Annotated in this window: 21 protein-coding genes and 1 pseudogene; 4 read left to right on the forward strand and 18 right to left on the reverse strand. The window is 38.3% G+C overall.

The annotated features are described in order from the left end of the window. Nucleotides 1-365: 365 nt before the first annotated feature. Complete coding sequence (locus Q0X66_RS13550; RefSeq protein WP_297707273.1) at nucleotides 366-1,679, reverse strand: DEAD/DEAH box helicase; 1,314 nt, start codon at nucleotides 1,677-1,679, stop codon at nucleotides 366-368. Between the two features lie 32 nt (nucleotides 1,680-1,711). Beyond that, nucleotides 1,712-3,025, reverse strand: coding sequence for a DEAD/DEAH box helicase (locus tag Q0X66_RS13555; protein ID WP_297707275.1), 1,314 nt, complete (start codon nucleotides 3,023-3,025; stop codon nucleotides 1,712-1,714). A 384-nt stretch (nucleotides 3,026-3,409) separates the two neighbouring features. Between Q0X66_RS13555 and Q0X66_RS13560 the strand changes: the two genes are divergently transcribed. Continuing rightward, nucleotides 3,410-3,625 carry a hypothetical protein gene (locus tag Q0X66_RS13560; protein ID WP_297707277.1) on the forward strand — a complete coding sequence of 72 codons (216 nt, stop codon included), beginning with the start codon at nucleotides 3,410-3,412 and terminating at the stop codon, nucleotides 3,623-3,625. Nucleotides 3,626-3,762: 137 nt separating this feature from the next. On the opposite strand, the gene Q0X66_RS13565 is transcribed toward Q0X66_RS13560, so the two are convergent. Next, nucleotides 3,763-4,383, reverse strand: a complete 621-nt coding sequence (locus Q0X66_RS13565; RefSeq protein WP_297707278.1) for a hypothetical protein — start codon at nucleotides 4,381-4,383, stop codon at nucleotides 3,763-3,765. Nucleotides 4,384-4,693: 310 nt separating this feature from the next. Between Q0X66_RS13565 and Q0X66_RS13570 the strand changes: the two genes are divergently transcribed. Beyond that, the gene (locus Q0X66_RS13570) at nucleotides 4,694-4,966 is read left to right on the forward strand and encodes a hypothetical protein (RefSeq protein ID WP_297707279.1); all 273 of its coding nucleotides are present in this window, start codon (nucleotides 4,694-4,696) and stop codon (nucleotides 4,964-4,966) included. On the opposite strand, the gene Q0X66_RS13575 is transcribed toward Q0X66_RS13570, so the two are convergent. The 7 genes and pseudogenes from Q0X66_RS13575 to Q0X66_RS13605 all read right to left on the reverse strand — a co-directional run bounded on the left by Q0X66_RS13575 (nucleotide 4,958) and on the right by Q0X66_RS13605 (nucleotide 14,961). Then, nucleotides 4,958-6,340 carry a transglutaminase family protein gene (locus tag Q0X66_RS13575; protein WP_297707280.1) on the reverse strand — a complete coding sequence of 461 codons (1,383 nt, stop codon included), beginning with the start codon at nucleotides 6,338-6,340 and terminating at the stop codon, nucleotides 4,958-4,960. The two genes, Q0X66_RS13570 and Q0X66_RS13575, sit on opposite strands and share 9 nt — an antisense overlap. A gap of 350 nt (nucleotides 6,341-6,690) precedes the next feature. Continuing rightward, entirely contained in the window at nucleotides 6,691-7,260 is a 570-nt protein-coding gene (locus Q0X66_RS13580) for a hypothetical protein (RefSeq protein WP_297707283.1), read from the reverse strand. A gap of 233 nt (nucleotides 7,261-7,493) precedes the next feature. Further along, a complete protein-coding gene (locus Q0X66_RS13585) occupies nucleotides 7,494-8,774 on the reverse strand; it encodes a DEAD/DEAH box helicase (RefSeq protein WP_297707285.1) in 1,281 nt (426 codons plus the stop codon). Between the two features lie 75 nt (nucleotides 8,775-8,849). Then, nucleotides 8,850-10,403 carry an NAD(P)/FAD-dependent oxidoreductase gene (locus Q0X66_RS13590; protein WP_297707287.1) on the reverse strand — a complete coding sequence of 518 codons (1,554 nt, stop codon included), beginning with the start codon at nucleotides 10,401-10,403 and terminating at the stop codon, nucleotides 8,850-8,852. An 87-nt stretch (nucleotides 10,404-10,490) separates the two neighbouring features. After that, nucleotides 10,491-11,773 (reverse strand): annotated as a pseudogene (locus Q0X66_RS13595) (DEAD/DEAH box helicase). Between the two features lie 151 nt (nucleotides 11,774-11,924). Next, a complete protein-coding gene (locus tag Q0X66_RS13600; RefSeq protein WP_297707289.1) occupies nucleotides 11,925-12,338 on the reverse strand; it encodes a c-type cytochrome in 414 nt (137 codons plus the stop codon). A 259-nt stretch (nucleotides 12,339-12,597) separates the two neighbouring features. After that, nucleotides 12,598-14,961, reverse strand: a complete 2,364-nt coding sequence (locus Q0X66_RS13605) for a TonB-dependent receptor (RefSeq protein WP_297707291.1) — start codon at nucleotides 14,959-14,961, stop codon at nucleotides 12,598-12,600. Between the two features lie 233 nt (nucleotides 14,962-15,194). On the opposite strand from Q0X66_RS13605, the gene Q0X66_RS13610 reads away from it, so the two are divergent. Next, nucleotides 15,195-17,390 (forward strand): amino acid permease, encoded by a 2,196-nt coding sequence (locus Q0X66_RS13610; protein ID WP_297707293.1) that lies wholly within the window; start codon nucleotides 15,195-15,197, stop codon nucleotides 17,388-17,390. A gap of 103 nt (nucleotides 17,391-17,493) precedes the next feature. Here the strand turns inward: Q0X66_RS13610 and Q0X66_RS13615 are convergent, their stop codons facing one another. The 3 genes from Q0X66_RS13615 to Q0X66_RS13625 form a co-directional block, all read right to left on the reverse strand. After that, a complete protein-coding gene (locus Q0X66_RS13615; protein ID WP_297707296.1) occupies nucleotides 17,494-17,685 on the reverse strand; it encodes a cold-shock protein in 192 nt (63 codons plus the stop codon). Between the two features lie 141 nt (nucleotides 17,686-17,826). Beyond that, a complete protein-coding gene (locus Q0X66_RS13620) occupies nucleotides 17,827-18,897 on the reverse strand; it encodes a prolyl oligopeptidase family serine peptidase (RefSeq protein WP_297707298.1) in 1,071 nt (356 codons plus the stop codon). A gap of 174 nt (nucleotides 18,898-19,071) precedes the next feature. Beyond that, nucleotides 19,072-20,139, reverse strand: a complete 1,068-nt coding sequence (locus Q0X66_RS13625; protein ID WP_297707300.1) for an SMP-30/gluconolactonase/LRE family protein — start codon at nucleotides 20,137-20,139, stop codon at nucleotides 19,072-19,074. 282 nt (nucleotides 20,140-20,421) lie between these two features. Between Q0X66_RS13625 and Q0X66_RS13630 the strand changes: the two genes are divergently transcribed. Beyond that, a complete protein-coding gene (locus Q0X66_RS13630) occupies nucleotides 20,422-21,117 on the forward strand; it encodes a hypothetical protein (RefSeq protein ID WP_297707302.1) in 696 nt (231 codons plus the stop codon). A gap of 47 nt (nucleotides 21,118-21,164) precedes the next feature. Here the strand turns inward: Q0X66_RS13630 and Q0X66_RS13635 are convergent, their stop codons facing one another. From Q0X66_RS13635 to Q0X66_RS13655, 5 genes are all read right to left on the reverse strand, one after another. Further along, nucleotides 21,165-22,109, reverse strand: a complete 945-nt coding sequence (locus Q0X66_RS13635; RefSeq protein ID WP_297707304.1) for an aldo/keto reductase — start codon at nucleotides 22,107-22,109, stop codon at nucleotides 21,165-21,167. Between the two features lie 7 nt (nucleotides 22,110-22,116). Further along, on the reverse strand, nucleotides 22,117-22,371 hold the full coding sequence (locus Q0X66_RS13640; RefSeq protein ID WP_297707306.1) for a peptide methionine sulfoxide reductase: 255 nt from the start codon (nucleotides 22,369-22,371) through the stop codon (nucleotides 22,117-22,119). A 135-nt stretch (nucleotides 22,372-22,506) separates the two neighbouring features. After that, nucleotides 22,507-24,153: a S41 family peptidase gene (locus Q0X66_RS13645; protein ID WP_297707307.1), complete on the reverse strand. Its 1,647-nt coding sequence runs from the start codon at nucleotides 24,151-24,153 to the stop codon at nucleotides 22,507-22,509. 253 nt (nucleotides 24,154-24,406) lie between these two features. Next, entirely contained in the window at nucleotides 24,407-25,261 is an 855-nt protein-coding gene (locus Q0X66_RS13650) for an NAD(P)H-binding protein (protein WP_297707309.1), read from the reverse strand. 25 nt (nucleotides 25,262-25,286) lie between these two features. After that, the coding region (locus tag Q0X66_RS13655; protein WP_297707311.1) for a DUF1772 domain-containing protein at nucleotides 25,287-25,672 on the reverse strand (386 nt) is incomplete at its 5' end.

Raw genomic sequence — 25,672 nt, forward strand, 5'->3', positions numbered from 1 at the left:
AAACTTGGCCATCTACTACTTCTTAAATAAAAAAATAATTACTCCAGCCGGGAAGAAAGTATAAGTTTTAAACTGATATTAAGATTATTTATAGAACAAAGATTGGTTAAACTTTAAAGTAGTTCTTTAGTCATTTCAAAAACCCAGAACAAGAATTTTGGATCTTTATTTTTAATAATTAGAAAATAAGAACTGTATTACAGCCGAACACAGTCCATGTTAATTTGTTCAAAAAATAAAAATAATCCTATACCAAGCGCAATTAATCTATTACTTAATATTTTATCTACTTTCAAGGTGTATATAGCAAAATAGAAGGACAAAGAACTAAGGATGATAGGTAATGTTCCATTCTAAACATCGCTTTATAAAACGGTAACCCGTACTTTTTTCTTTTTTAATCGGGTATTGTTTAATTTTTCTACCAACTGATTTGCAATCGATAGCGGAACGGCGACAAACGCACAGTCTTGTTTTAACTCAATGTTTCCCAATTGGTCCTGGTTGATTTTTCCCTGCTTAAAAAATAGTCCGGCGATATCTCCCTTAGAAATTTTGTCTTTTCTACCCCCGGAAATAAACAAGGTCTCCCAGAATTGTGCCTTACGAACGGCCTTTTTGGAGATGTTGGCTACTTTGGCATTTTTAATAAAATCTGGTAAGGATTCTTTTTCCCATTTCAATACATAAGCCGTTCCTTTTGAATTTACTCTTGCAGTTCTGCCATTTCTATGGAGAAACTCTTCCGCAGATTGAGGGAGCTCATAATGAATAATAAATTTCAACTCCGGAATATCCAGGCCTCTGGATGCTAAATCTGTAGCAATTAAAATCTGGCTCGTCCCGTTTCTGAATTTTATTAAAGAACGCTCCCTGTCTTTTTGCTCCATACCCCCGGAAAAACAACTATGCCTTAGTTCGTTTTTATCTAAAAAGCGACTTACCTGGTCTATACTGTCTCTAAGATTACAGAACACAATTCCCGGTTGGTTACCAAGATACCCTAATAAATCTACGAGGGTTTGAAGTTTATTTTTTGTCGGTGAACTTACCGTTTTTAGCTCCAATTTTGAAACCACATTTTCTTTTAAATAATTGATGGTTGTAGGCCTGTCTAAACGTACAAAACCAGGTATCTTAAGACTTTGAGTGGCCGAGGTTAATACACGTTTATTTATATGAGGCAACTGATTGATGATTTGTCTCATTTCGGTCTCAAAGCCATCTTCTAAAGACTTATCAAATTCATCTAGAATTAAGGTTTTAATGCTGTCTTTAGTAAAACGATCGTTGCTAAAATGATCTGCAATTCTACCGGGCGTTCCTATTAAAATGGCAGGTACGTGTTTAATTTCTATTTTGTCTTTAGACATGGGCCGCCCGCCGTAGACCGCATTTACTTTAAAACCAGAACCCATACAGCGCACAACCTGCTCAATTTGTATGGCCAATTCCCTTGAAGGAACTAAAATTAACGCCTGCACATCTTTATTCCCGGGATCTAAGGTTTTAATGAGGGGTAATAAGAAAGCTAATGTTTTTCCTGTGCCCGTGGGAGAAAGAAGAATGGTATTGGGTGTTGTTTCAATTACAGAAATAGCCTCCTCCTGCATTGGATTCAATTGATGGATATTTAATTTTGTTAAAATATCCTGTTGTTCTTTTATGCTATTTGCCATAATATTTGCTACTTAGTACTCTTTTTAGAATCCTAGTTTTTTGGATTACCCTTGTTTGTTCGTGCCAAATAATTTGAGAGTACTTTGTCTATCAACTCTTCTTTTGTTAAATGATGAAATACCGTCCTTATTTTATTACTGAATTCTTCTGAAACGGCACGATTTGGTTTGGTTTTAAATATTTTCTTCGCCCATAATAAGGCATTGTTTTCTTCTATGCTCTGAGCGTCCGCTTTTTTAAATTCATTAAAGACAATACCTAATTCTTTTTCAAAATCAGCAATATCTTTAACTTCTTCTTTTTGCAATATAGTTAATGAAAGCCCCTTCGCCCCTGCCCTTGCCGTACGTCCGCTTCTATGAACATACGTATCATAAGTATCTGGCAGATGATAATTAACAACATACGATATTTCTTTAACATCCAGGCCTCTGGCTGCTAAATCAGTGGCCACTAAAATAGCTATAAGCCCTTCTCTGAATTGTCCCATAATACGGTCACGAATACCTTGAGATAAACTACCATGAATGGCTCCGGATGAGAATTTATTTATGGCTAAGTTTTTTGCCAATTTATTAACCGCCGCTTTGGTTTTACAAAAGATAATCCCTCGTTCCCCATCTTTAGTATTTAAAAAATGTAGCAATACCTCTAGTTTTTCTATAGGTTCTACCACCATATAGCGATGATCGATGCCCTGATGACCCAAGGTAGACATATCTGCTTCTACCTGCACAACATGTTTAGACATGTAATTTTGAACCAATTGCTTTATGGCACCCGGCATAGTGGCGGTAAACAATAAAGTTCTTCGTGTTTTTGGAATTTCTTTGATAATACTATCTAAGTCTTCTTTTAAAGCGCTTACCATTTCGTCGGCCTCATCCAATACTAAATACTTTAGGTTTTTGATAGTAATGGCACCACGATTTAATAAATCTACCAAACGCCCTGGAGTTGCCACGACAATATGGGTAGTTGTTTTTAAACGTTCTATTTGAGGTTTTATAGGAATGCCTCCGCATACTGCTGCAATAGAAATGCCTGGGCTATGCGAAGTAAAAGAAAGTAAATTGGCATGAATTTGTTGCCCTAATTCCCGTGTAGGCGCTAGTATAACGACCTGTATCTTAGAGTCTTCAAGATCCACTAACTGCAACAAAGGCAATCCAAAAGCAGCGGTTTTACCTGTTCCTGTTTTTGCCAGGGCTACAAGGTCTTCTTTTTGATTAAGAACAACAGGAATTGTCTTTTCCTGAATATCTGTGGGATCAGAAATTTGCAAAAGGGCTAAGCTTTCTTGTAGCGCCTTATTAATTCCTAAATCAGAAAACGTTTTGGACATAAAATAATTTTAAGCAAAGATAACCACACTTTCGAAGCTTACATCCACAGAAAAATTAAATACTTCCCTTTCTCTTGCATAAAGAAGGTGTTATACCTTCAAACTTTTTAAAAGCACTGTCAAATGAAGACAAAGTGCTAAAGCCGGCATCAAAAGCAATTGAAGAAATCGTAAAGAAAACTTGTTTCAATCTAAAGTTATGAAAAGTGAGACTTACAAATAATTGGGTTTAGAATAATCAATTTATACCGTGCTCTTCTGCCCTCCCACAGATCAAACTGTTAAATATTTCTTAATATAGTACCTTTTTATACATAGTACTGTAACAAAATGATTTATCCTTCGTCTATAACTAAAAGACAACAATCAAAGAAACACAAAACCATGAATCATCTGTCAATCCTTATCATTACCAAAGCGATCAAAGTGTTCGGAATTACCTCTGCGGTTTATGACGTTTACTTTAGCTTGTTCAATGAGATGGAGGTTAATCTCACCCTCTTAACTTACACCTTGGCCATTGAAACCCTTTTTGTGTATTTGAAATCTTCTCACTTTGAAATTCCGATATGGCTGGAAGCCATGGAAGATTTTAGTTAAAATCGGACATCTTATTAATTTGATACCAATTCAAAAAGTTAAGAAATATTTATTTCAAGTAACAATTCCATTCCATACACAGTTCCTTTACTAAAGTTTCGGGAGACAAGTGTTTTTTCATTACTTGTCTAATGTTTTTAAAGGTTGCCACAATACGCATTATAGTATGCCACCACATCCAAAGGTCTGCTAATCGACAGATTGTTTATTTTTTCTACCAAGGCCGGGCAATCCCAAAAATAGCTTGTCAAACGTTTCTTCTTAAGACCAAAGATGCCTTGGGTGGCCCTTTCCATATTGGTATCGCCGTCCTGTAGAAATAGTTCAAATTGATCAAGGAAATCATTGTCGTCATGTATATATTCCCTGGCATAGCAACTTAAACGTCCCTTGGCCAATACCTTTAAAAAGGTTTTTTTGCCATATCCGGGTCGCGTATAATAATCAAACCTGAAAAACCTGCTTTCCTCAGCATACCAGATAGATTCATAGGTATGTATTCCTGCCTTATAGCCCAAAAGATTCTCTGCACTATAGCGCCGAACCTTACCGCGTTCATTCTTGAACCTAATCTTTTCAAAAAGTGTCCCATGATTCCGGTTTTTAACGGATCCGTAAAGTGTATCACTACTATTGAGAACTATGTATCCGGGTTCAAAGGCCTGGGCCCTGATAGTTTGGAAAGTGCAACAAAGAATTAGTGCCAAGAGCGTTAAAGCAAACTCTTTACCTCTAAATGGAAATGCAATGGATTCCATAAAAAATTGTTTAAAGTCATCTAGAGACAACTACCATACCAAAAGCAAGAAATCTATTGATTTTCGTTAAGATTCTTTTATAAGACGTCATATTTGAAAGATCTATGAGCCTCTTTAATTTAGACTTCTCGAAACCTTGTAGGCAGTATAATATATATTAAAGCCATTGGCCGGGCAACTTGACTTTGTAACAAGCTGTATAAATTTCGGGTTAGTTAGTGGGATTCGGGCAAATTTTGTTATATTTAAATGAATCAGGTACTTAGAATCCGTTTAATTTGATTTTTTAATTAATAAAACAATTGATATTATGAGCAGATTAAAAAAACTTAAATACTTTACTCTGGTAATGCTATTATTTGGCTTCATTGCAGCTGGTACATTGAGCTCTTGCAGAGACCAAAAGAAGAAAGAAAACACCGAAGAGCAGGCTGAACCTCCTAAAGGTGAAGAGCATCCCACAGAAGAAGGGGCTGCCAAGGAGGAACATCCGGCTGCTAAAGAGGGCGAAGAACATCCTGTGAAAGAAGAGGGTGATCATCCTGAAGGCGAAGAACATCCTAAGGATACCGTATCAGGGTAGGCTTAACTGATTTTCTGAGATTTCTTGTTCAGCTTTCCGGCGAAATGAAAAAAATGTCTCGGGAAACGCTGGTTTATTGCCTATTTCCATTACAGGATATGCGAGAAAGTTGATGGGTCCGGAATATGGTCCGGGTTCTATTTGAAGATCCCGTCCACGGCTGAATTCGATGCGATTAGCCGGATGCCGGCCAAAGTAATAAGTGGCGAGAGCTGTGTATTTATTGGCTTCACTGATATCCACAGGCCACCATTTTCCCTCTGCATAAAATTCTGCCCAGCAGTGATAGCCATCGATACCTCCTTCGTCACGATCTGATGGAATTGAAGCCCCTACAGCAAACCGGGATGGTATTCCTGCAGATCTGGCCAGGGAAATAAATAGCGAATGAAATTCCGTGCAATTACCGGTTAGCGCATCGCATGCGTAAACGGCATCACCCGTGCCATATGTCCCCGACTTCATATAACGCATATTATCAATGATGTAATCATATAAGGCCCTTGCCTGCATTATGGCTCCCTCGCTGTTTTTTAGTCCAATTATAGAATCTGCCAGTACCTGAAACCGGTCGCCTACAGGCATTAGTAAACTGGGATTCAGATATTTTGTATTGGACGTATCATCCTCATAGGGCTTTTTCTCTTTTCTCTTTATATCGTAAACGAGTTCTACTTTTTTCCCGCTATGCTCTGGAAATAGTTCCATATATAAAATGGTATTCCCATAATTCTTCTCTTCAAGCATTTGATGTTTCACAGGAGCTTCAAGGGTATTTAAATCTACAGTTTGAAAACGATCGCTTCGTGGAATAGGAATCCACATTTTTGCCGATTCTTTAATATCCGGCAAAGTAACCTCATAATGAAATTCAAAGCTGTCTTCTCCTTCGATGACCCCTAACAAATCAGATGATGCGTTTTGAACCGGCATTCTGTACCAGGTCTTGTCCTTGCGTTGTTTCCAGGTGTAAAAAGGTTTACCGTTAAGCTTATGCAGGGTAGTTTCGGTAACGCTCATGTTACCCGGATCTCCATCTAAGAAAAAATCCACATCGTATACATCTCCACTTACATCGGCCAAATCAACACAAGCAAAATGACGCCTCGGACCTAAATTTGAAAGGTATTCCGTATGTACACGTACCAATTGCAGCCGCAGTTCTTTCCCGTTAGTAGTCATGTTAAAATACCCACCCCCTTCTTCTACCTTTTTAGCGATATTGGCTTTAATGCCCGCCTCTATATCGGCAGTAACTACCTTGGGGATTTTCTTGACCGCCAGCGTTTTATCTTCTTTTTTCTCTTTTGTGCTTGTATTGCAGGCCATTATCAAAACAAGTATGAAGAGATATATGATCCGTGGGTCTTTCATTCTATAAAATGATTAATATTTGTATGAATTTACAATTATTCCATGATTCTCCCAATAAGGCTATTTAACCCCGGGAATCTGCTCCAGATGGGATGCCCTTCATTTCAGGAGTATACCTTACCTCCTATCCTTAAATTGGCTGGTACTTCCGCTAAAGCTTCTGCGACACGCGGACGAAGGACGTGCGTTCAGATCGCGCATAACAAGTGCCAGTCTTCGGAAGCTGAGGTGAAGTATGGCTCCATTACATTTAGATAAGTATCTTTTAAAACTTGAGCGAGTTGGCGCGTTGGAAATGAAAGCAATAATCAGGAAAGTTCGGGCGCTGCCCGGGTCTGATAATACTAATTTTAATATGTAACCTGAGGAATAGATTTTATATGCGCGAAAACCTCTATCCCATTAACTGTGGTTTCGACTTTATCCGGATTCATCTTAATGCCTTTAACAGCGTTAGTGGTTCCATCCGGAGAAATGGCTATAACATTATAAAAGATCATATCTTGATAAATGGCTCTGATATGAACAATATTTCCTGATTTACTTACACCTTTTACAGGTAAAAACTTTCCATCTTCAGTAATGGCCTTAATATCTAATATATTTCCTTCTTCGTCAATGGCTTTAACCGGGTAATACTTCTCATCTCCTACTAACATTTTAATTGGAAGCCTCTTACCTTTTACAAATGCCTTAACATCCAGTAAACTTGTTTGCTCAGAATTCTGAATAGCTTTCACATTGTACACTTTTCCTTTTTTGTCTATGGCCTTTATTTTTAAATACTTCGCCTCAGGTTTAAATGCTTTAACATGCCATATTATTTCTTTAAAATTGACCTTTTTAGCATTATTTTTTTGAGAAAAACCAATATTGGCGCATAATATTAGTGCAAAACAAAATAAAAGATATTTGTTCATAACTGAATTGATTTCTTTAAGGTGAGCCAAAATTACAGACACCCCTTTAAACATTTTATGACAATTATCAGCTAACCGATGGTTTGTCTATTTATTTTTTAAGAGTATTCCTGAACCAAAAGGACACCCCCCACCTACTCCCAATAGCTATCAGGATTTGATGTTATTATGTTTTGAGAAGAAATATTTAGTATAAATTTTTTTTAAGGAAGTGAAGTGCTAAATAGCCTTTATTAATTCCTGTTACGGCTTCTGTTCCTGTTGCGATTTTGAGATCCGTTACTATTTGAATTTCGATGCTGGTTCCGATTTCTATTGCGATTAGAATTGTGTGACCGCTGTTGTTTTTGTGGTGTCCTGGTTTCCACCTCGTCTTCACTATCCACAAATTGGTGTTCAGGCATACGAGGGACTTCCTGTTTGATCAGTTTTTCAATATCCCGAAGGTACGGTCGTTCTTCCAGGTCACAAAAAGACAATGCAATTCCACTGGCACTCGCACGACCTGTTCGCCCAATCCGGTGCACATAGGTTTCCGAAACATTGGGAAGGTCATAGTTGATGACTAACGAAAGCTCCTCTACATCGATGCCCCTTGCAGCGATATCAGTAGCGATCAATACTTTTAGTTTTCCATCCTTGAAGTCGCCTAAGGCCTTCTGTCTGGCATTTTGTGATTTATTACCGTGAATGGCCGCCGACCCTATATCGGCTTGCCTTAATTTTTTGACGATTTTATCGGCACCGTGTTTTGTTCTTGAAAACACTAAAACTGAATCATCAGGTCTCCCCTGTAAAAGATGAACCATTAATTTAGGCTTGTTGCTCTTACTTACGAAATAGACACCCTGTTCTACTTTCTCCGCGGTAGCTTGTTTCGGTTTGATGGTAACCCGCTCATAATCGCCCAGTATTTTTCTCGAAAGTGCTACAATATCTTTGGGCATGGTTGCCGAAAAGAAAAGTGATTGTCGTTTTGGGGGTAGCTTGGCGATGATCTTTTTAATGTCATGAATAAAGCCCATATCCAACATATGGTCGGCTTCATCAAGTACTACGAATTCTAAGTCCCGAAAAGATATAAAACCCTGGTTCGTCAAATCGAGTAACCGGCCTGGGGTGGCCACAAGGATATCAACGCCATTTCTTAATGTTTTTACCTGTTTCCCTTGTTTGACACCACCAAAAATAACGGTGTTTCGCAAGCCTGTAAATTTTCCATAAGCGGCTAAACTTTCGCCTATTTGTATGGCCAATTCACGTGTTGGAGTTACAATCAGGGCCTTTATCCGTCGTTTACCCTTTTGTCCATTTTGCGAATTATACAAATGCTGAAGTATAGGAATTCCGAATGCTGCGGTTTTACCCGTTCCCGTTTGTGCAACACCCAAAAGATCTTTGCCTTTGAGGAGAATGGGAATGGCTTGTACTTGAATTGGGGTGGGGTTTGTATAGCCTTCTGCCTGAAGTGCTTTAAGTATTGGATCGGCCAGGCCGAGTTCTTTGAATGTCATTTTATTAAATAAGGCGCAAAGATACACTTATTTAGACTGAGAACGTTGAAGATAGCTATATGAAGGGAAAATACTTCACAACCCCGCAACAGCAGCTTCCGCACAACGCTCCCCATCCATGGCGGCTGATACGATGCCACCCGCATACCCCCCACCTTCGCCGCATGGGAACAAGCCTTTGATTTCCGGATGCTCTAATTGTTCGTTCCTGGGGATGGTTACCGGAGACGAAGTTCGCGATTCTACTCCCACGATATTGGCTTCGGAAGTATAGTAGCCTTTCATTTTCTTACCAAATGCGGTGAATCCGGTTCTTAAACGGCTCCCTATTAACCTGGGCAGTAGCGAATGCAAAGGTGCAGATTTGAGTCCCGGTTGGTACGAAGTTGGGTTTAAATCTGGAGACAATACACCTTCTACAAAATGCGTTAACCGCTGGGCAGGAGCGGTTTGGGATCTTCCACCGGCCGTAAAGGCCAAACGTTCCAGATCTTTTTGGTATTCCAGTCCTTTTAAGACGCCGAACTTTTCGTATTTGGGAATATCTTCTTCCACGTTTATTTCAACAACAATGCCTGAATTGGCGAAAAGGTTGTTCCGTTTTGAGGGCGACATTCCATTGACGACCACTTCTCCCGGTGATGTTGCTGCGGGAACTATAAAACCACCCGGGCACATACAGAACGAATACACTCCGCGATTCTTCACTTGTTGCACTAAACTATAAGAAGCGGCGGGAAGCAATTCATCACGCTCCCCTTTGCAATGGTATTGAATGGAATCAATAATTTGTTGCGGGTGTTCTACACGAACGCCCATCGCAAAAGACTTTGCTTTTAGGGCAATCTTCTTTTTTTGAAGAAGGTAAAAAATGTCACGTGCTGAATGGCCAGTCGCTAGAATAACCCGAGACACTTGCATTTCATTTTCATCTTGTAAAACAATGGTTTTTAATTGATTGCGTTCAATTATAAAATCAATTACTTTAGAATTAAAATGTACCTCACCACCATACTTAAGTATTGTTTCCCGAATGTTCTGAACAATTTTCGGTAGTTTATTCGTGCCAATATGTGGGTGTGCATCAATAAGAATTTGCTCCGTTGCACCATGGTGCACCAGACTTTCAAAAATGCGTCTGACATCACCTCGTTTAAGACTCCGTGTATATAATTTTCCATCGGAATAGGTGCCTGCCCCACCTTCCCCAAAACAGTAATTACTATCCTCGTTTACGACATGGTCCTGGTTGATGGCTTTTATATCTCTTCGACGATTTTGCACATTCTTGCCTCGCTCTAGTACAATAGGTTTGTAACCAAGCTCTAAACAACGCAACGCGGCCCACATTCCCGCAGGACCAAAACCGATGATATGAATAGGTTTCGCTTTTGAAACATCCATATAATCAAAGGAGTAAGTAGAAGTTTCAGGAGCTTTTTCCTTTATGTAAACGGCAAGCTTGTAATTGAAATAAATGGTTTTCTTTCGTGCGTCAATGGACTTTCGGAGCACCTTTATTGTAAAATCATCTTCAGGAAACCCCAGGGTTTTGGAAGCTTTGCGCATAAGGATGCCATCCTGACCCTCTTCCTTTAAACCTACCCTTAATTGGATGTTTCTGATCATGGGGCCAAAAGCTTCAAATTAAAGTAGTGTGTTTGATGTAATCGTAACTATAAGAACATGTAGCCATAAATCAATTCAATACAATAGTTATTTCCTTCTTTTACTTTTATTATAATTCTTATCACCTCTGGATTTTGGTTTTTTATATTTGGCTTTTATCATGCGCTTATAAGATCCTCTTTCATTTGTTTTCTTATTTTTTTCTGACTTTTCGTGAAAACTTGCTCCACGTTCATACTCATTATTTCGTTTATGTGGATTATTTGGTTCATTAACCTGAGGTTGCTCTTCAGGGGTTAGCCTTGTCGATATTTCTACGTCCCCGGGAAATGGAATTTGTTGAATTTCCATATTCATAAGTGCTTCAATAGAATTTTTATAGATATTTTCTTTCTCCGTATAGAACAAAAGACTTTCTCCTTTCTTTTCTGCACGACCAGTACGACCAATTCGATGCATGTAATTTTCAGGAAAATGTGGGGTGTCAAAGTTAATAACATGAGTTATTTCGTTTAAATCGAGACCACGGGCCATTACATCGGTGGTTACCAAAATCCTGTTTATGCCTTCATCAAACTGTCTAATAGACCGCATTCGGTAGTTTTGCGTTTTGTTAGAGTGAATTACACAAATTTCGGCATTATAAAACTCCTGTAATTCTTCAAATAAACGATCGGCACTTTTTTTATTTGCAACAAAAACGAGTACTTTTTTAAAGGTGGATGCCTCCTTTAATAAGTGTCCAAGCAAATTTGCTTTCGTATAAAAGTTAGGAACCGCATAACTGCTTTGTGTAATATTTTCTATTCTGTCATAGTTGCCGAAAACATAATGTTTTGACGCTTTGTTGGTAATAAATCGAAAATATTGGTAAGCTGAAACCTAAACCCTAAATCGAGCATGACGTCAACTTCATCAATGACTAATTTTTTAATCGATTTTAATTGCAATGCACGACTTAATATCAAATCGTATAAACGGCCAGGTGTTCCTACTACAATGTCCTGACCTTCATCTAACAATGCTTTTTGTGTGTTTATATTGGTGCCGCCATAAACGCCCACTACCCTATTATCGAGGTATTTACTAAATTTTTTAATCTCCTCAACAACCTGTACTACCAATTCGCGCGTGGGCACTAAAATTAAAACTCTTGGATGCTTTTCTTCAGAAAATGTAAGCGCTTGTAAAATGGGTAACATATATGCAAAAGTTTTACCTGTTCCCGTTTGAGCAATACCCAAAACATCTTTACCTGATGAAATTACCGGAAAGGCCTGAGATTGAATTGGTGTTGGATTCGTATAACCTAAATCGGTAATAGCAGACCGTAGTTGGTTAGAGATTTTAAATTCGTCAAACGATTGCATCTTAATCAAATTTTATGCAAAAGTAAGGTATTACAGTTACTGGCAGGCATTTAATCATGGCTGGTTACTTTATAACAGGAATTCAGGCAGCTCGTTCATCGGTGTCACACCCCTCCTCTCTCCTACGCCGAAATTACCTCTTCAAACGATACTAATCTGCATTTAATTCATCAACATGCAGCATATAGGTGGCTATGGTTTTCAGTTCTTCATCAGATATTCCTTTTAAAAAACCGTCAATATTAGCCTGCATGATAGCAACCTGGCTGGAGGTGGTGTCTACAATGGGTTTTGCATTACCCTTTAAAAATGCCACTATATCTCCATTTTTTTCTTTATAGATCCTCATAATTTCTTTGACCGAAGGCCCTATTTTTTCCTTGCTTACATCATGACAGGTAATACATGTTTTTTCTGAAAACAACCTGTTGCCAAGAAAAATTTGGGAGTCTTTGCTCAATTCCGCACGCTGGGGCACTACTTTATTTTGAACCTTTGTTGATTTCTTGTCCATATTGCAGCTAAACAACATAAGAAATCCCATAAAGAATGAAAATAAACGCATGGGTTTTGTGATATTCCTAAAGATAGTGAAAAGTGACATTTATATTCCATTATTCCAGACATTAGGTTTCGTTTAAAATAATAGAAGACGGCATGGTTTCAGATATTCATTGCTGCCGAACTGCTATCCTTCAGAAATTTTATTTTGTCGAATTCTCGGCCGCTCTTCCCACCTTGGACTTGTATTATTATGTTTTTAAAGATCTTTTTACTTAAAAAGCAGATTTTACTAAAAAGGTCAGCTATCATAAAGAATAGGTTTAAAAATCAATCACAATTCCTATACTGGGAATTATTTGGCCACTTTCATTTTCGATAACTACGAGACTCTCTGGTTGAATGATATTCCCGGATGTATCTCTATTAAGTCCATATTCAGGCGGACTTGGAATGTTTTGGCCCAATAGATTCTGTACTTCGATAAATAGATCAAAGGCAAATTTTTTAAAATTCCATTTTTTATCAATGCGCACATCTAATTGACTAAATATAGGTAGTTTTTCTTCCCCCAATCGCGAATAATCCAATACTATAACCGGGTAATTTTCTAAGCTGGCGTCCAAATCTGCAGGCACATAAGGAGTTTCCCCGGCAAAACGATAACGAGCGCTTAGTTCCCAATTTTTAGGGAACTTATAACCTCCTGTAAATGACACCAAATGTCTGCTATCCCACACGGAGGGTCTGTATATTTCCCGATCAAAGCCCGTAAACTCGCTGAAAAAATAGGTATAAGCAAAAATCCCATAGAAATTCTTGGATAATTTTTGTTGGAATTGAAGTTCCATCCCATAACTCCTTCCTTTTCCAACGGTCTCAATTGGTTCGCTTCCCAATACTTCAAAACCACCACCTTTATTCGCCAAAGAAACACTGTCACGCACAGAAACGGGATAATCATCATAGGCCTTATAAAAACCTTCCAATGAAATACTGGAGGAAGGCGAAAAATAGTGCTGTATTCCCAATACAAAATGATCGGTTCTGGTATAATCTACGTTTTGATTCACTAATTCGTCGGCATTATTTCTGAAGCCCAGGATGGTGTATGGAGGAATTTTGTAATAGCGGCCTATAGAACCATTTAATCGCCAGTCTGTGGTAAATTCATAAGAGGCAGATAAACGCGGTGAAAAGGTGCTCAACAGGCTTTCATTTTGTGTAAATCCATCATCATCCATACGGAACCCGAAAGAAATATCCAGGGTATTATTAAAAAAGGATCGGGTTAAATTAGCAAAAAGCCCATATTTCATAAAATCTATTGCTGTATTAAAGACAGCGCTATTGGTTAAATCCAAGGTATTGTTTTTGTAATCCGCATACTGTACGTTAAATCCAGAGCTTAATTTCCATCCCGAAAAGAATTGTGTGTATTCATACCGCAGCTTGGTTTCAGATTCGGTTGCATCGTTATTGAAGATTACACCAGTTTCTGTGATAGGATCATCGTATCTTGTAAAGTCATTTATCAACGTATTATTACTTAGTGTGGTCATCATAAAACCATTACCTTTTTTAAAGCGCTTGCGCCAACTTATACCTATGGTATTTGTGCGCTGTTTAATAAAAGGGGCTTGTTCTAATTGAGCTTCAGATTCCGGATCAAACTCTTCCGGAGGGGCGGCCGAAAAATCGTCTATTGACCCTACACCTAAAAGACTAAGATTGTTATAAGCATCTAATTGATGATCTACTTTAAATTGATAATCCCAATAATCGGGTCGAAATGGCAGGCCAATAGTTTCAAATAAAAATTTTAAATAACTTCTGCGTACCGATGCCAAAAATGTAGTTTTGGAGGTAGTTTCCCCTTTTTTAAATAAGGGACCTTCCAAGGTCAAAGCCGCCTCACTGGCGCTGACTCGAAAGTTACCGGCAAAATTTCTGTTATTACCATTGCGTTGTTCAAATTGCAGCACGCCAGATAGAGGATTGTCATAGCGGGCATTAAAAGCAGAAGAAGATAATGTAACATTATCAATAAAGGAGACATTAATGAGGCCTACCGGACCTCCCGCACTCCCCTGAGTACTAAAATGGTTAATATTTGGAATCTCCATTCCGTCTAAATAATATACAGATTCATTAGGCGCGCCACCCCTTATAATGAGATCATTTCGAAACCCTCCAATAGATGGAGACACCCCGGGTAAGGTCTGCGCTACTTGTACCACATCATTATTACTTCCAGGATAGGTGGCTATTTCTACAGCAGAAAGTGTCTGTGTTGATAAAGGGGTTTCTTTGGGTCTGCTAATAGTATTGCCATTGGACACCACTACTTCCCGGAGTTTTTCGGTTTCTACTTCAAGAACAAAATTATAGGCTGGGGTTCCTTTTGAACGTACAATTATATTGTACTTTGTTTGCGATTTATACCCCAAATATGTGACAATAAGATTATATGATCCCGGGGGAATCCCTTTAATTTCATAAGCCCCATCAAAATCGGTTTGTGCTCCCAATTGGGTTCCCTCCAAAAAAACGGAAGCACCGAACAGGGGTTCTTCAACTTCATTTAACACTTTACCATAGACTGTGGCGGTAACCTGTGAATAAAGGCCCTCTGAAACGAGTGCGATGATGGTAAATAGTATTAACTTTTCCAAATTAAAGCTCATATTGTTTAAATTATATCAAATATAATTAAACAAAATAACCACTAAAAAATTACTCTACCTTATAAAAATGTGTTAAAACCGTCAGTTCACAAAAGGAATTGGTCGTTAACAAACTATAGACAGCTATTTTTTAGTGAAGATATTAGTATTGAGGGAATCGAACTTTATCGCTCAAAAATATTAGCTATATTACCAGTCTTTTGTGAACCATCACAAGTAACCAACCGTAACGCATGGCAGAAAAGAAGAAGTTTGGCACTTTTGCGGGAGTATTTACCCCTTCCATACTTACCATTTTAGGGGTTATTATGTACATGCGTTTGGGCTGGGTAGTTGGTAATGCCGGTCTATTGGGTGCCATTGTTATAATCATAATTGCCCATTTAATTGCAGTGACTACGGGTTTAAGCGTATCTTCTGTAGCGACCGACAAAAAGATTGGTGCCGGGGGCATTTATTATGTGCTATCACGGAGTATGGGAATTCCCATAGGCGGCTCAATTGGAATTGCCTTAGCTGTAGGCACCGCCTTTTCTATTGCGCTCTATTTAGTAGGTTTTTCAGAAAGTTTTAATGCGTATTTCGGATTTGGCATGTCTGTCAATGATATCAGAATAACAGGAACCATCGCATTGTTAACATTAACGGCGATTGCATTAATAAGTACGTCTTTGGCCCTTAAAGCACAATATTTTATTTTAGCGGCAATTGCCGTTTCCTTGATTGCCATCTTTGCCGGATCATCTGAGTTTGTACCGGAATCGGTACCCCTATTATCAACTGAAGGTTCCGTACCCCTTGAGGTGGTCTTTGCCATATTTTTTCCGGCGGTTACAGGTTTTACGGCTGGCATCGCTATGAGCGGGGATTTAAAAGACCCTAAAACATCAATCCCCGTAGGTACTTTGAGTGCTATTGGTGTAGGGCTTGTAGTCTATCTTGTACTTGCTGTTTTTATGGCCTTTACCATCAATTCGGATGTTTTGAAAACAGACTATAACATTCTTATGAAGGTTGCCTTGTTTGCACCTGCTGTTGTTGCCGGAATATGGGGCGCTACCCTTTCTTCGGCCTTAGGAGGCATACTTGGAGGACCAAGAATTTTGCAGGCCATGTCCATCGATAAGGTAACCCCAAAAATATTTGGTAAAGGAAAAGGAACCAATAATGAACCGGTGAACGCCCTATTAATGGTTTTTATAATTGCGGAGGCGGGTGTTCTTATAGGGGAATTGGACGTTATTGCGCGGGTGGTCTCTATGTTTTATCTGACCGCTTACGGTTTTATCAATATTTCCTATTTCCTGGAAAGTTGGGCAAATCCTGATTTTCAGCCAAGTTTCAAAATTAAACGATGGATCGGTTTGCTTGGATTTGTAGCCTGCTTTGGGGTCATGTTCAAGTTAGATATGATTGCCATGTTCGCCGCACTAGCGGTAATTGGGGGTCTATATTTTGGTCTTCAACGAAAGGAAGTTAAGCTGCAATCGAATGACGTATGGAGAAGTGTTTGGGAAAATGTGGTAAACAAAGGATTAAAAAAGATAGATGCCCAGGTGGACGAAAATTCCAATTGGAATCCAAATATTATTCTCTTTAGCGGTAGAAGTGATCATCAATCCTATTTGTTGGAGTTATGTAAAACCGTCTCGGGCCGTACAGGCATCGTAACTAATTTTAAGCTAATTGTTGATGCCAAAGATGATACACCTTTAAAAAAAACTGAGCAAATTGTACGCAGTGAATCTTTTAAGGAACTTGGTATTTTTGGAAGGCAGGTAAAAGTGGATAACATCTATAGTGGTATTACAAATATTGCCACAGTATTTGGGTTTTCAGGGGTTGAACCCAATACCATAATGATGGGATGGCCCAAAGGTTTAGAAAATTCAGGGGAATATGCCAAAATGACCGAGACCTTGCTGTATTTAGATTATAACTTATTGTATTTGGATTTTGACAGGAAAACCAAATTCGGTAACTATCGATCAGTAGATCTTTGGTGGCGGGAAACAGACAGCAAGAATGCTGAGATGATGCTGAATATCGCACGATTTATAATTGCCTCCCCTAATTGGAACGATACCAATATTAGAGTATTGTTCGTGAACAACAACAATGTTGATAGTACTATAATACATTCGAAAATTTCTAAACTGGTTGAAGATTTAAGAGTTAAGGTCGAAATTAGAATTATTAACAATGCCGTAGAGCAAAAACCATTTTATAACATCATTGAAGAGCAATCTGCCTCAACTGATCTGACCCTGGTTGGCATACCGAATTACAAAATTGAAAAACAGGCCGAATTTGTTATAAGAACCAATCAACTATTTGAAACCATAGGCTCTACCCTGTTGGTAAAAGCTGCAAATAATTTTAATGAACTTGACCTGGAACTGATCGAGGCCAACTCTGAAATTATTTAGAACAGGGTTCAACTTTAATTTTTATCTTATTCGGCAACTTTGGACAATAAAAATGCCCCTCAAATTTTTGAGGGGCTTTTGTGTCAAAGTATAAGCGTATATGTTATAAAACTTTTACGTTTACTGCATTTAATCCTTTTTTTCCTTCTGTAAGATCAAATTCAACTTCATCGCCTTCGCGAATTTCATCGATTAATCCTGAAAAATGTACAAAATGTTCTTTGTCTGTACCTTCTTCAGTGATAAATCCAAAACCTTTGGCATCATTGAAGAATTTTACTGTTCCTTTACTCATCTTAATTTAATTTTAATGTATTTATATTACCTTTTATAGAGCAAAGATGGTACCATTAATTTAAAATACCGCAGATTCGTCCATTAATTTTATAATCATAGATCATTTTTCCTCTCTAAACGGCATGTCCTACTGCCTTCGCTAAGGTGTTATTTGTTCTGATGCCCAACCCGAAATGAAGTCCATATAACCGTCCTGATAGAGCCACCCTTCATAAGGGCCGTCTTCAAGGCCCCATTTATATAAATAATGACTGGCCTCGGGATATACTTTTATATCGATTGGTTTGTTGCTACTGTCACGAAATTTCTCAAGAAAGGGTACAATCTCTTTAGTGGGCATATTAATGTCTTTGCCACCCATAACATAGAGCATGGGAACATTTATTTTTTTTAAATATGGCAAAGGGTCATATGAATAATTCTGGCCCCTTGAAGCATAGAGTAAGGAATCATATTTATTTAATTGATCTGATGTAAACCATTGTCCCAAGCGCTCATCTGCATTCGCCTGTTTCATCTTTCGATTTAAGCGATCGCGTTCAGGACCATTTGCTAAGGATGGGTCCTCATAAACATCGATATAAAATTGCCAAATTTGTTTAGTGATGGGTACTATTTCCTGCTCCACTTCTTCATCTGTAAAACCCTCTCTCAGGGCGTCCATTTTACGTTCATGGATCACCGTGCGTGTTACAGAAAAGGGAGAACTAACCCTATTGATTATGAATTTAATATTACCATCTATGTTGGCCATTTCAGGTGTAAACCATCCTGATTCGCTGACTCCCATAATTCCAATCGCCTGTTGGTCTATGTCTTCCTGACTTCTTAAATACTTAAGCGCGGCCATCGCATCACTTAATAATTGCTTATAAGTAAAATAGCGATAATTAACATCGTTATTTCCGGAACCCCTTTTTGTATATACCAATACGGCAAATCCTTTTTCTAAAAAGGCATTAGCATGAAACTTAAAGTATGATTTGTCATATTCCTGATGACTATCTCCTGCCCCGTGAAGCAATAGTATGGCCGGGTGTGGACCAGGAGTATCAGGCCTTAGGAGCATCCCTTCAATTTCAATATCGGAAGTAAAATGTATTTTTTCTTTAACCCCCCCGAATCGGGCATAAAAAAGATATAATCCTATTAAAACTACGAGAACGAACAGTGGCACAATAAGCCACTTAAACTTTAGAAGCTTTTTCATTGATTGATGAATTTTGATTGATGAATAATAGAATTATAAGATACAATCTTTCTATTAAATAGAATAATACAAGAACCCGAGTGGATAAAAAATATAGTTAGAATTGTCTTTTCATCCTTAGTTAAAACCTATTCTTCGCAATGTTTTTAATGATGCTGCTTGGCGGGGATGCCATTAGAAATCATATTTCAAAAGATCATTACCCAGGTTTGTTATATATAGCGTGTGGCCATCATCAGAAAAGAACATACCCGTGAGTAATCCAGGCAGGGGAAGAAACAGATCTGGTGTAAGTAATTCAAGTCTCTCCATTCCCAAATGACTTCTTCTATTCCATTCGTTGGTAATCTTTAAATTATCATTTGAAGAACCATCAAAAATTACATGCTGAGAATGATTCTTAAAATCTACAGCAATCACCTGGTTATAGAGAGGAGAAGCAATGATTAACCGACCTTCATGATCTATTAATAAATTATCCGGAGATCCTACATTGGCAGCCACTCCCGTATATTTGGCCAAACCACTATTAATATCTAATTCAAATGCATGTACTCTATCCATCATGGTTTCTGAAACAAATAGGTGCTTTTCTTCCTTATCCATGGTGATACCATTTGCAAAATACAGACTGTCGGCAATTTTAACAGCTACGCTTTTTAAGTCGGCCATCCTGAAAACAGCCCCATGTGGTACGGGTAAATTTACATCACGAAACATTTCTTGTACATTAGTACTCTCTGTAGATTGTGAGAACCATAACGCTCCCGTTTTATCTCTGTAGATCGTATTAACGCCATAAGGATGATCATAGATCATTTCCACTTCTTCTGAAGCTACATTTATTCGATAAATTTTTCCGTCTGCAACATCAGACATTAATATATGTTCTTTATCGTGTTCTAATACAACACCATTGGGAGCTGCAACTTGCTCCGGCGGCAGATGTACAAAACCCGCGGCTGCGAAATCGCCAAATGGGCGATTGGAACCATCTTTTTCTATTAATCGGAGACCTTTTGCCTGATCCACGACTACAATACGTCCATCTTCCAAATAAACACCGTCTTCAGCCCGAAGTAAACTTCCATCTCCCGGAAATAAATTCTCCTTATGATAGGTGAAATGTGGGAGAGGTTTTTTGGATTCTACGACAGGGCTGGTCTCCTCAGTTTTCTTTTCGATATTACAACTGATACATGTAAAAATAAAAATGGCAAATGTGTAAAGTGAATGTCTCATAGTTGGTTTGTTAGCTTTTGATAAATATAATAGAATTTAGATTGACTTTTGCTTAACTGCAAACAAAAGAAGTATCATTTCCCATGAGTAATGACACCTAATTTTAAAAAAGTGTGCGAGATGTATTATTGCAGTTCAGGGATTTCATTTTATACATTTCCGGAGACACAATCAGGCAATATAGGCAATGATATGGCGTTTTATCATAACACCAACCGCAAATTGACCCATGATTATCCTGGGATAATACGATTGGAATAATCTTTATTAATTGCTCCCACAATGAAAAATCACAACCTTAGAACCGTTTTTTATATACTGTTAGTTGTTTTATTAACTCCAGGTCTAAACGCACAGAAAAAAGCGAAACTTACACCAGAAACGAAAGAGGAACTAAAAACCGCAAGAGTATTAATGGTTCGCTACCAAGCGCCTCCTTTATATTTTATGACCCCAAAAGATGTGGTAGGCGAAGGACTGATAGCTGACCTTACCCAATCAGATATTGCCGACAATACCGAATTACATCGGTTTTATCCTGAGGATAGGGTACAGGAAAATCTTTCTGAATTATTTAAGTCCAATGGACTTATGACTAATGTTGAAGTTAAGGAAGAAGCATCAGAGTTTATGATGCCTGCCGAACTTAAAGAGGTGTCAAAATATGCCAATGTTGATGCGGATTATATCGTGGAGGTAATAATTCCATTAATGGGATGGAAAGCATCCTATGGTACAACTAAATGGAGAACTTATCATTTAAACCTGGCTGTTGAAATGCGAATTATCAGAAAAAGCGATTTGGCAAGGGTTTGGAAAACCAATGTTGGCTATGGTGGTTATATGGATAAGGATATGAGATTCCACATTACAGAACTGGAGGATAATGGAAAAGAGATGATTTCTAATAAACTGGATAAAATGGCCATGAAAAGCAGTGAATTAGCAATTGCAAAGTATGTAAAGGCTAAAAAATAATTCAATTATTGACTTTTCATCTCAAAAAATTTATTTCTTTAGAGCTTTTAATTCCATTTCAAATGGCTGCGTTCTTTCCAATAGGTAATTGGATCTATCTTAAATAAAGCCAGTTCTAGAATCTCATCTTCTGAGAGATGGAAAGTATTAAGTTTTAAATTTTCCTGCAACTGTGCCGTGTTACTTGCGCCGCTTAATAGGATGCTTGTAGGGAGAGTTTGCCCACAAAATTGGAGGGCAATGGCATCTACCCCAACCTTGTATTTGTAAGCCAAACGCTCGAGTTCACCATATAGGTTGATATAATGACTATAGGCTTTGTTTCTAAAAACCCTGCCATTTGCCAGGGCTTCTTTAATAATAATTCTTTTCTCTTGTTGTACGAGTTCCCTTGAAATTTTGCCCAAACTTTGATCCAGCATATTATAGGTTACCTGAAAAGCATCAAATAGTTGTTGGCCATCTACGGTAACATCCAGCGCCTTTTTAATAACATCTACCTGATTATCCCCTGTGGTGGTAATACCAATTTCGAGCTTATGTTCCTTTTTTAAAAATGCTAACGGAATTAGAACTGCCTCATTATCCAATACTCCTGTTTCCAGAGAAGCTGAATGTATTTGATATACTCTTAAATGGGGCATAAATGCTTTTGAAACTTCCCATTGCTCTTTTAATTTTTCTATGCTGTGTTCTTTTATTTCATGAATTGTAGCATTTATATCGAAATTAGCAACATAGGTATATCCCCATTTTGTTGCAATTTGTATGCTGGGATCATTTTTAGTCTGCAGCCATTCTAACACTAATTGTTCTGCTAAACCATAGCCCGGAGCGGTATCAAAATAGCGAACACCCAGATTGTAGGCGTTTTCTAAAACAGAAAAACCTTGTGCTTTAAAAGTTTCTAAATCTTGTCCTTCAGGCACCTCCTGGCGCACGTTAATATATTGCGGCCGTCCTAAAGCGGCAGTTCCTAATCCTAACTGCATATGTTATTTATAAAATTTGAATGTTCTCCAAAAAATGAATCACTTTCTGTTCTGGCATTTCGCAGGGCTTTAAGAGCTCTTTGTTAGCTGTAATATAATAATTTAAGCTAATAAAATCAGTACCTTGTAGTTCCTTGCCATATATTTTGAAAGACTTATCATTATTAAAAGTTTCTTTTGTAATACTATACTTTTTTGCATTATAAATTCCTTCAGAATAGCCTTCTGGTATTTTTTGTATGTACTTTAATACCTCTATCATTTAGTATAAGAGCTCATAGGATTATTTTAAAAGTTGACCTAATATATGCAGTATTTGGGAACTAATATGCCGGTAATTTACAGATAGTCCGGCAAAGCTATTTGTACATAAAATCAGAAATTGCTGCATAGAGTCCTATTGTTCCGCCTCCATCTTCTTTAACATGGCCCTGGAGTTCTTGGCTGTAGCACTATCAGGGTCTAGTTGTATGGCCTTATTGTAATATTCTTTAGCCTTTATCAGGTCGCCAGATTTCCAATAACCCTCAGCCAGGCTGTCCCAGGTATTGGCTGATTCCGGGAAAAGTTTGGCATTCATTTCGAATACAAAAAGGGCGCCTTCAAATTGATCGGAGCCCAGCATTTGATAAGCTGCCTTATTGAATTCAGCTTCAAAATTAAAAAACTTATAGGTCGGATCCTTCACCAGGCGCTGGGCTTCTGTAGCCACCAACTCATAATTACCATCCATAAAGATCTGGGTTAGGTAACCCATGGGATCTATGATAAAATTATCGGTAGAAAAATTCAGGGCTGTATCCAGGACCGGGTCTTTGTTGGCACTATAATCCACAAAAGTCATGTCCACGGCCAAATGAGGCACGGTATAATCTGCATTTTCCCATTGGGGCTTATCCTGCCACCAGGCAAAGGACAGGTAAACGGGCAGCTTGGAATTGGGCAGTTCTACGCGGCGGTTGTCACCATAGAAATTAATGTTTTCTCCAGTAGGTTCTCCTACAAAAATAGCATTGGTATAATTATCCAGTTCATTCACCAAATTCTGGCAGGCGGAAAAAGTACGCCGGCCTATGATAACGAAAAATTTCCCGGGCTGATTGATCTTCTGATGCTCTATGATCCCTGTAACTATGGGTTTATTCTTATAATTATTGCCTCCGCCATTTAGACGTACGTCCAAAACTAATTTCTCTACGTCATTGTTGTCTATAAATTCAAACAGGCGTTTGTAAAATGCCGGGATATTCTCATCAGGATCGTCCTGTATCTGACTATGCCTAACATATAACGCCTTTTCATTAGGCAGATATTCAAAATAGTAGATCTTATCCAGGTTTTTAAGGTAGAGCGGGTTGTTTGTCTGGTCTCTTGTCCCTGTCCAATCTGTACCAGGTTTAATCTCACCATATTCAAGGTAATCATGCTGTGGCTTGCCGGCATTTACTTCAGCCTTAAAGGTTTTTCCGTTCTTTTCGAGTGTAAACGAGATTTTCTTTTTTAAGGTTTCCGTGACGCGCTGTGCATGCAAAACCTCAGGCACCACCAGATAAATACCTCCCCAGGCCTTAAAGAATTGATCATTCTCAGCGGGTACCACAGGATAGATAGCCTCTAAAACCTGGTTTATGGGCTTGCCCTCTACTTCAAGTATTTTTGCCCCCACTAAGGCTTCATAGTCCTTATGTGCCCCATTAATATATGTCCCATCCTTATATTGGTATATATTTAGAGGCAACTGCTGGTATGGAATTGGACTTTCCGAAAAGCTCACCCGGGTATGCCCGTATTTAAACATTCCGACGATCCTTGCAAAACCAACTAGTATTTCATGATCCTGCATTTGGGGAATGGCCGTATATAACTCCACAACAGCCTTATCAAATTCGGCGGCCGTGGTCTTTTTAAAAAGAAAAGGATAATCCTTATGGACGGTATGTTGCAGGAAACTCAGGTCTTCCTGCCATTGTGAACTAGTGAACATTTGCTGAGCAGGCACTTGCCAAAACAGCAGCAAGGCAGCTAAAAAAAGTAAATTTTTCATAATAGAATTAGTTAGAAGTCAGACCCCAAGAGCAAGGCATGCAATTTATTAGACAATATTTTTTAAAAAATGTTACATTAAAATTCTGTCCCGGTTTTCTAGTTCGAAATTTAATCCATAATTTTTAATTATAATTTGAGCAATGCCAAGCATTAAAAGCAGATTTATATAATCAAGAGGACAGTCCCAAACTAGTTGGGATTGTCCTTTTTAATTGATTTCACCAAAATTTAAAATTACTCCAGGTCCAATACTAAACTTTCTGTGCCACTGTTTTTGGTATCAGATTCCAAACGCCGTCAGCCGCTGTTCTTTGGGCATACTCGGTAAAATCAATCGGTTTCCGGCCTAATACTTTCTCTATGTCATTGGTGATTACTGAATTACTTTCTACCAAAACTTCTTCGAACAAATAGTTGATTAACCATAGATAGCTATCAGGTAAATTAAATTCCTTCATCATTGCATTGTATTCTTCCATACTTATGGAAGTAAATTGAATGTCTTTCTTTGTAACAACAGAAATTTCTTTGACCACATCTGAAAAAGTAAGCGTACGTGGCCCTGTAAGTTCATAGGTATTCCCATTATGTTCTTTATTCAGCAGCGCTTCAACAACGACATCGGCGATGTCATTAGCATCTACATAAGGAACTTTGGCTTCATTTTTTGGCAAAGCCACATGGCCGGCAAGTATAGGATCAAGAAAGAAACTCTCGCTAAAGTTCTGATTAAACCAACTGGCTCTGACTATGGTCCAGTCCAGACCGGAGTTCTTTACTATTTCTTCACATTTTTCTGCTTCTATTTCACCTTTCCCGGAAAGTAAAACAGCTTTTTTTATTCCGGATTTCACCGCCTGGCTCGTAAATCCTTTAATGGCTTCTCGCGCACCGGGAACCGCCAAATCTGGTTGAAATGTAATATAGACGCTATGCATTCCTTCCAGGGCGCCTGCCCAGGTGATTGGGTCCTCCCAATCAAAAGAAGGTGTTTCACTCCGGGATCCGATTCTAACAGATTGCCCTTTTGCTAGTAATCTACTTGCTACGCGACGGCCAGTTTTTCCTTTGCCACCCAGTACTAAAATGTTTTGTGCTTTTCTCATGATATTTATTTTTAAGATTTATAGATTATGTGTTTATAGCGTTGTTTCTGCTCAGACAGATTAGTAGTAGCAGCAAGAATGATAGTATGGAACTAATAGTTCTGATAAGGTGTAATCTATTCCATTTTACTTCGAACTTATCTCGCAACAGTTGTAATTCTTCCAGACTGGCCTGTGCCAAATCTGTGTTGTCCAATAGCTCGTTCAAGGGCACATTTCCGAAAATGGTCACCAAACCAACCCCAATAATATAAAGTGAGGATGATACAAGCACCATCCATATAATTGTACTTGACGAGGTCCTGAATAAAAAGATATTTGCGATGTGTAAGAAAACCGGACCAAAGAATACTATCATAAAAGTTGGGTTAATAATGGCTCTGTTCATCTCCTGAAATGAGCGCAAATATC

It is taken from the genome of uncultured Eudoraea sp. (genome assembly GCF_947260015.1).
GTDB lineage: Bacteria > Bacteroidota > Bacteroidia > Flavobacteriales > Flavobacteriaceae > Eudoraea.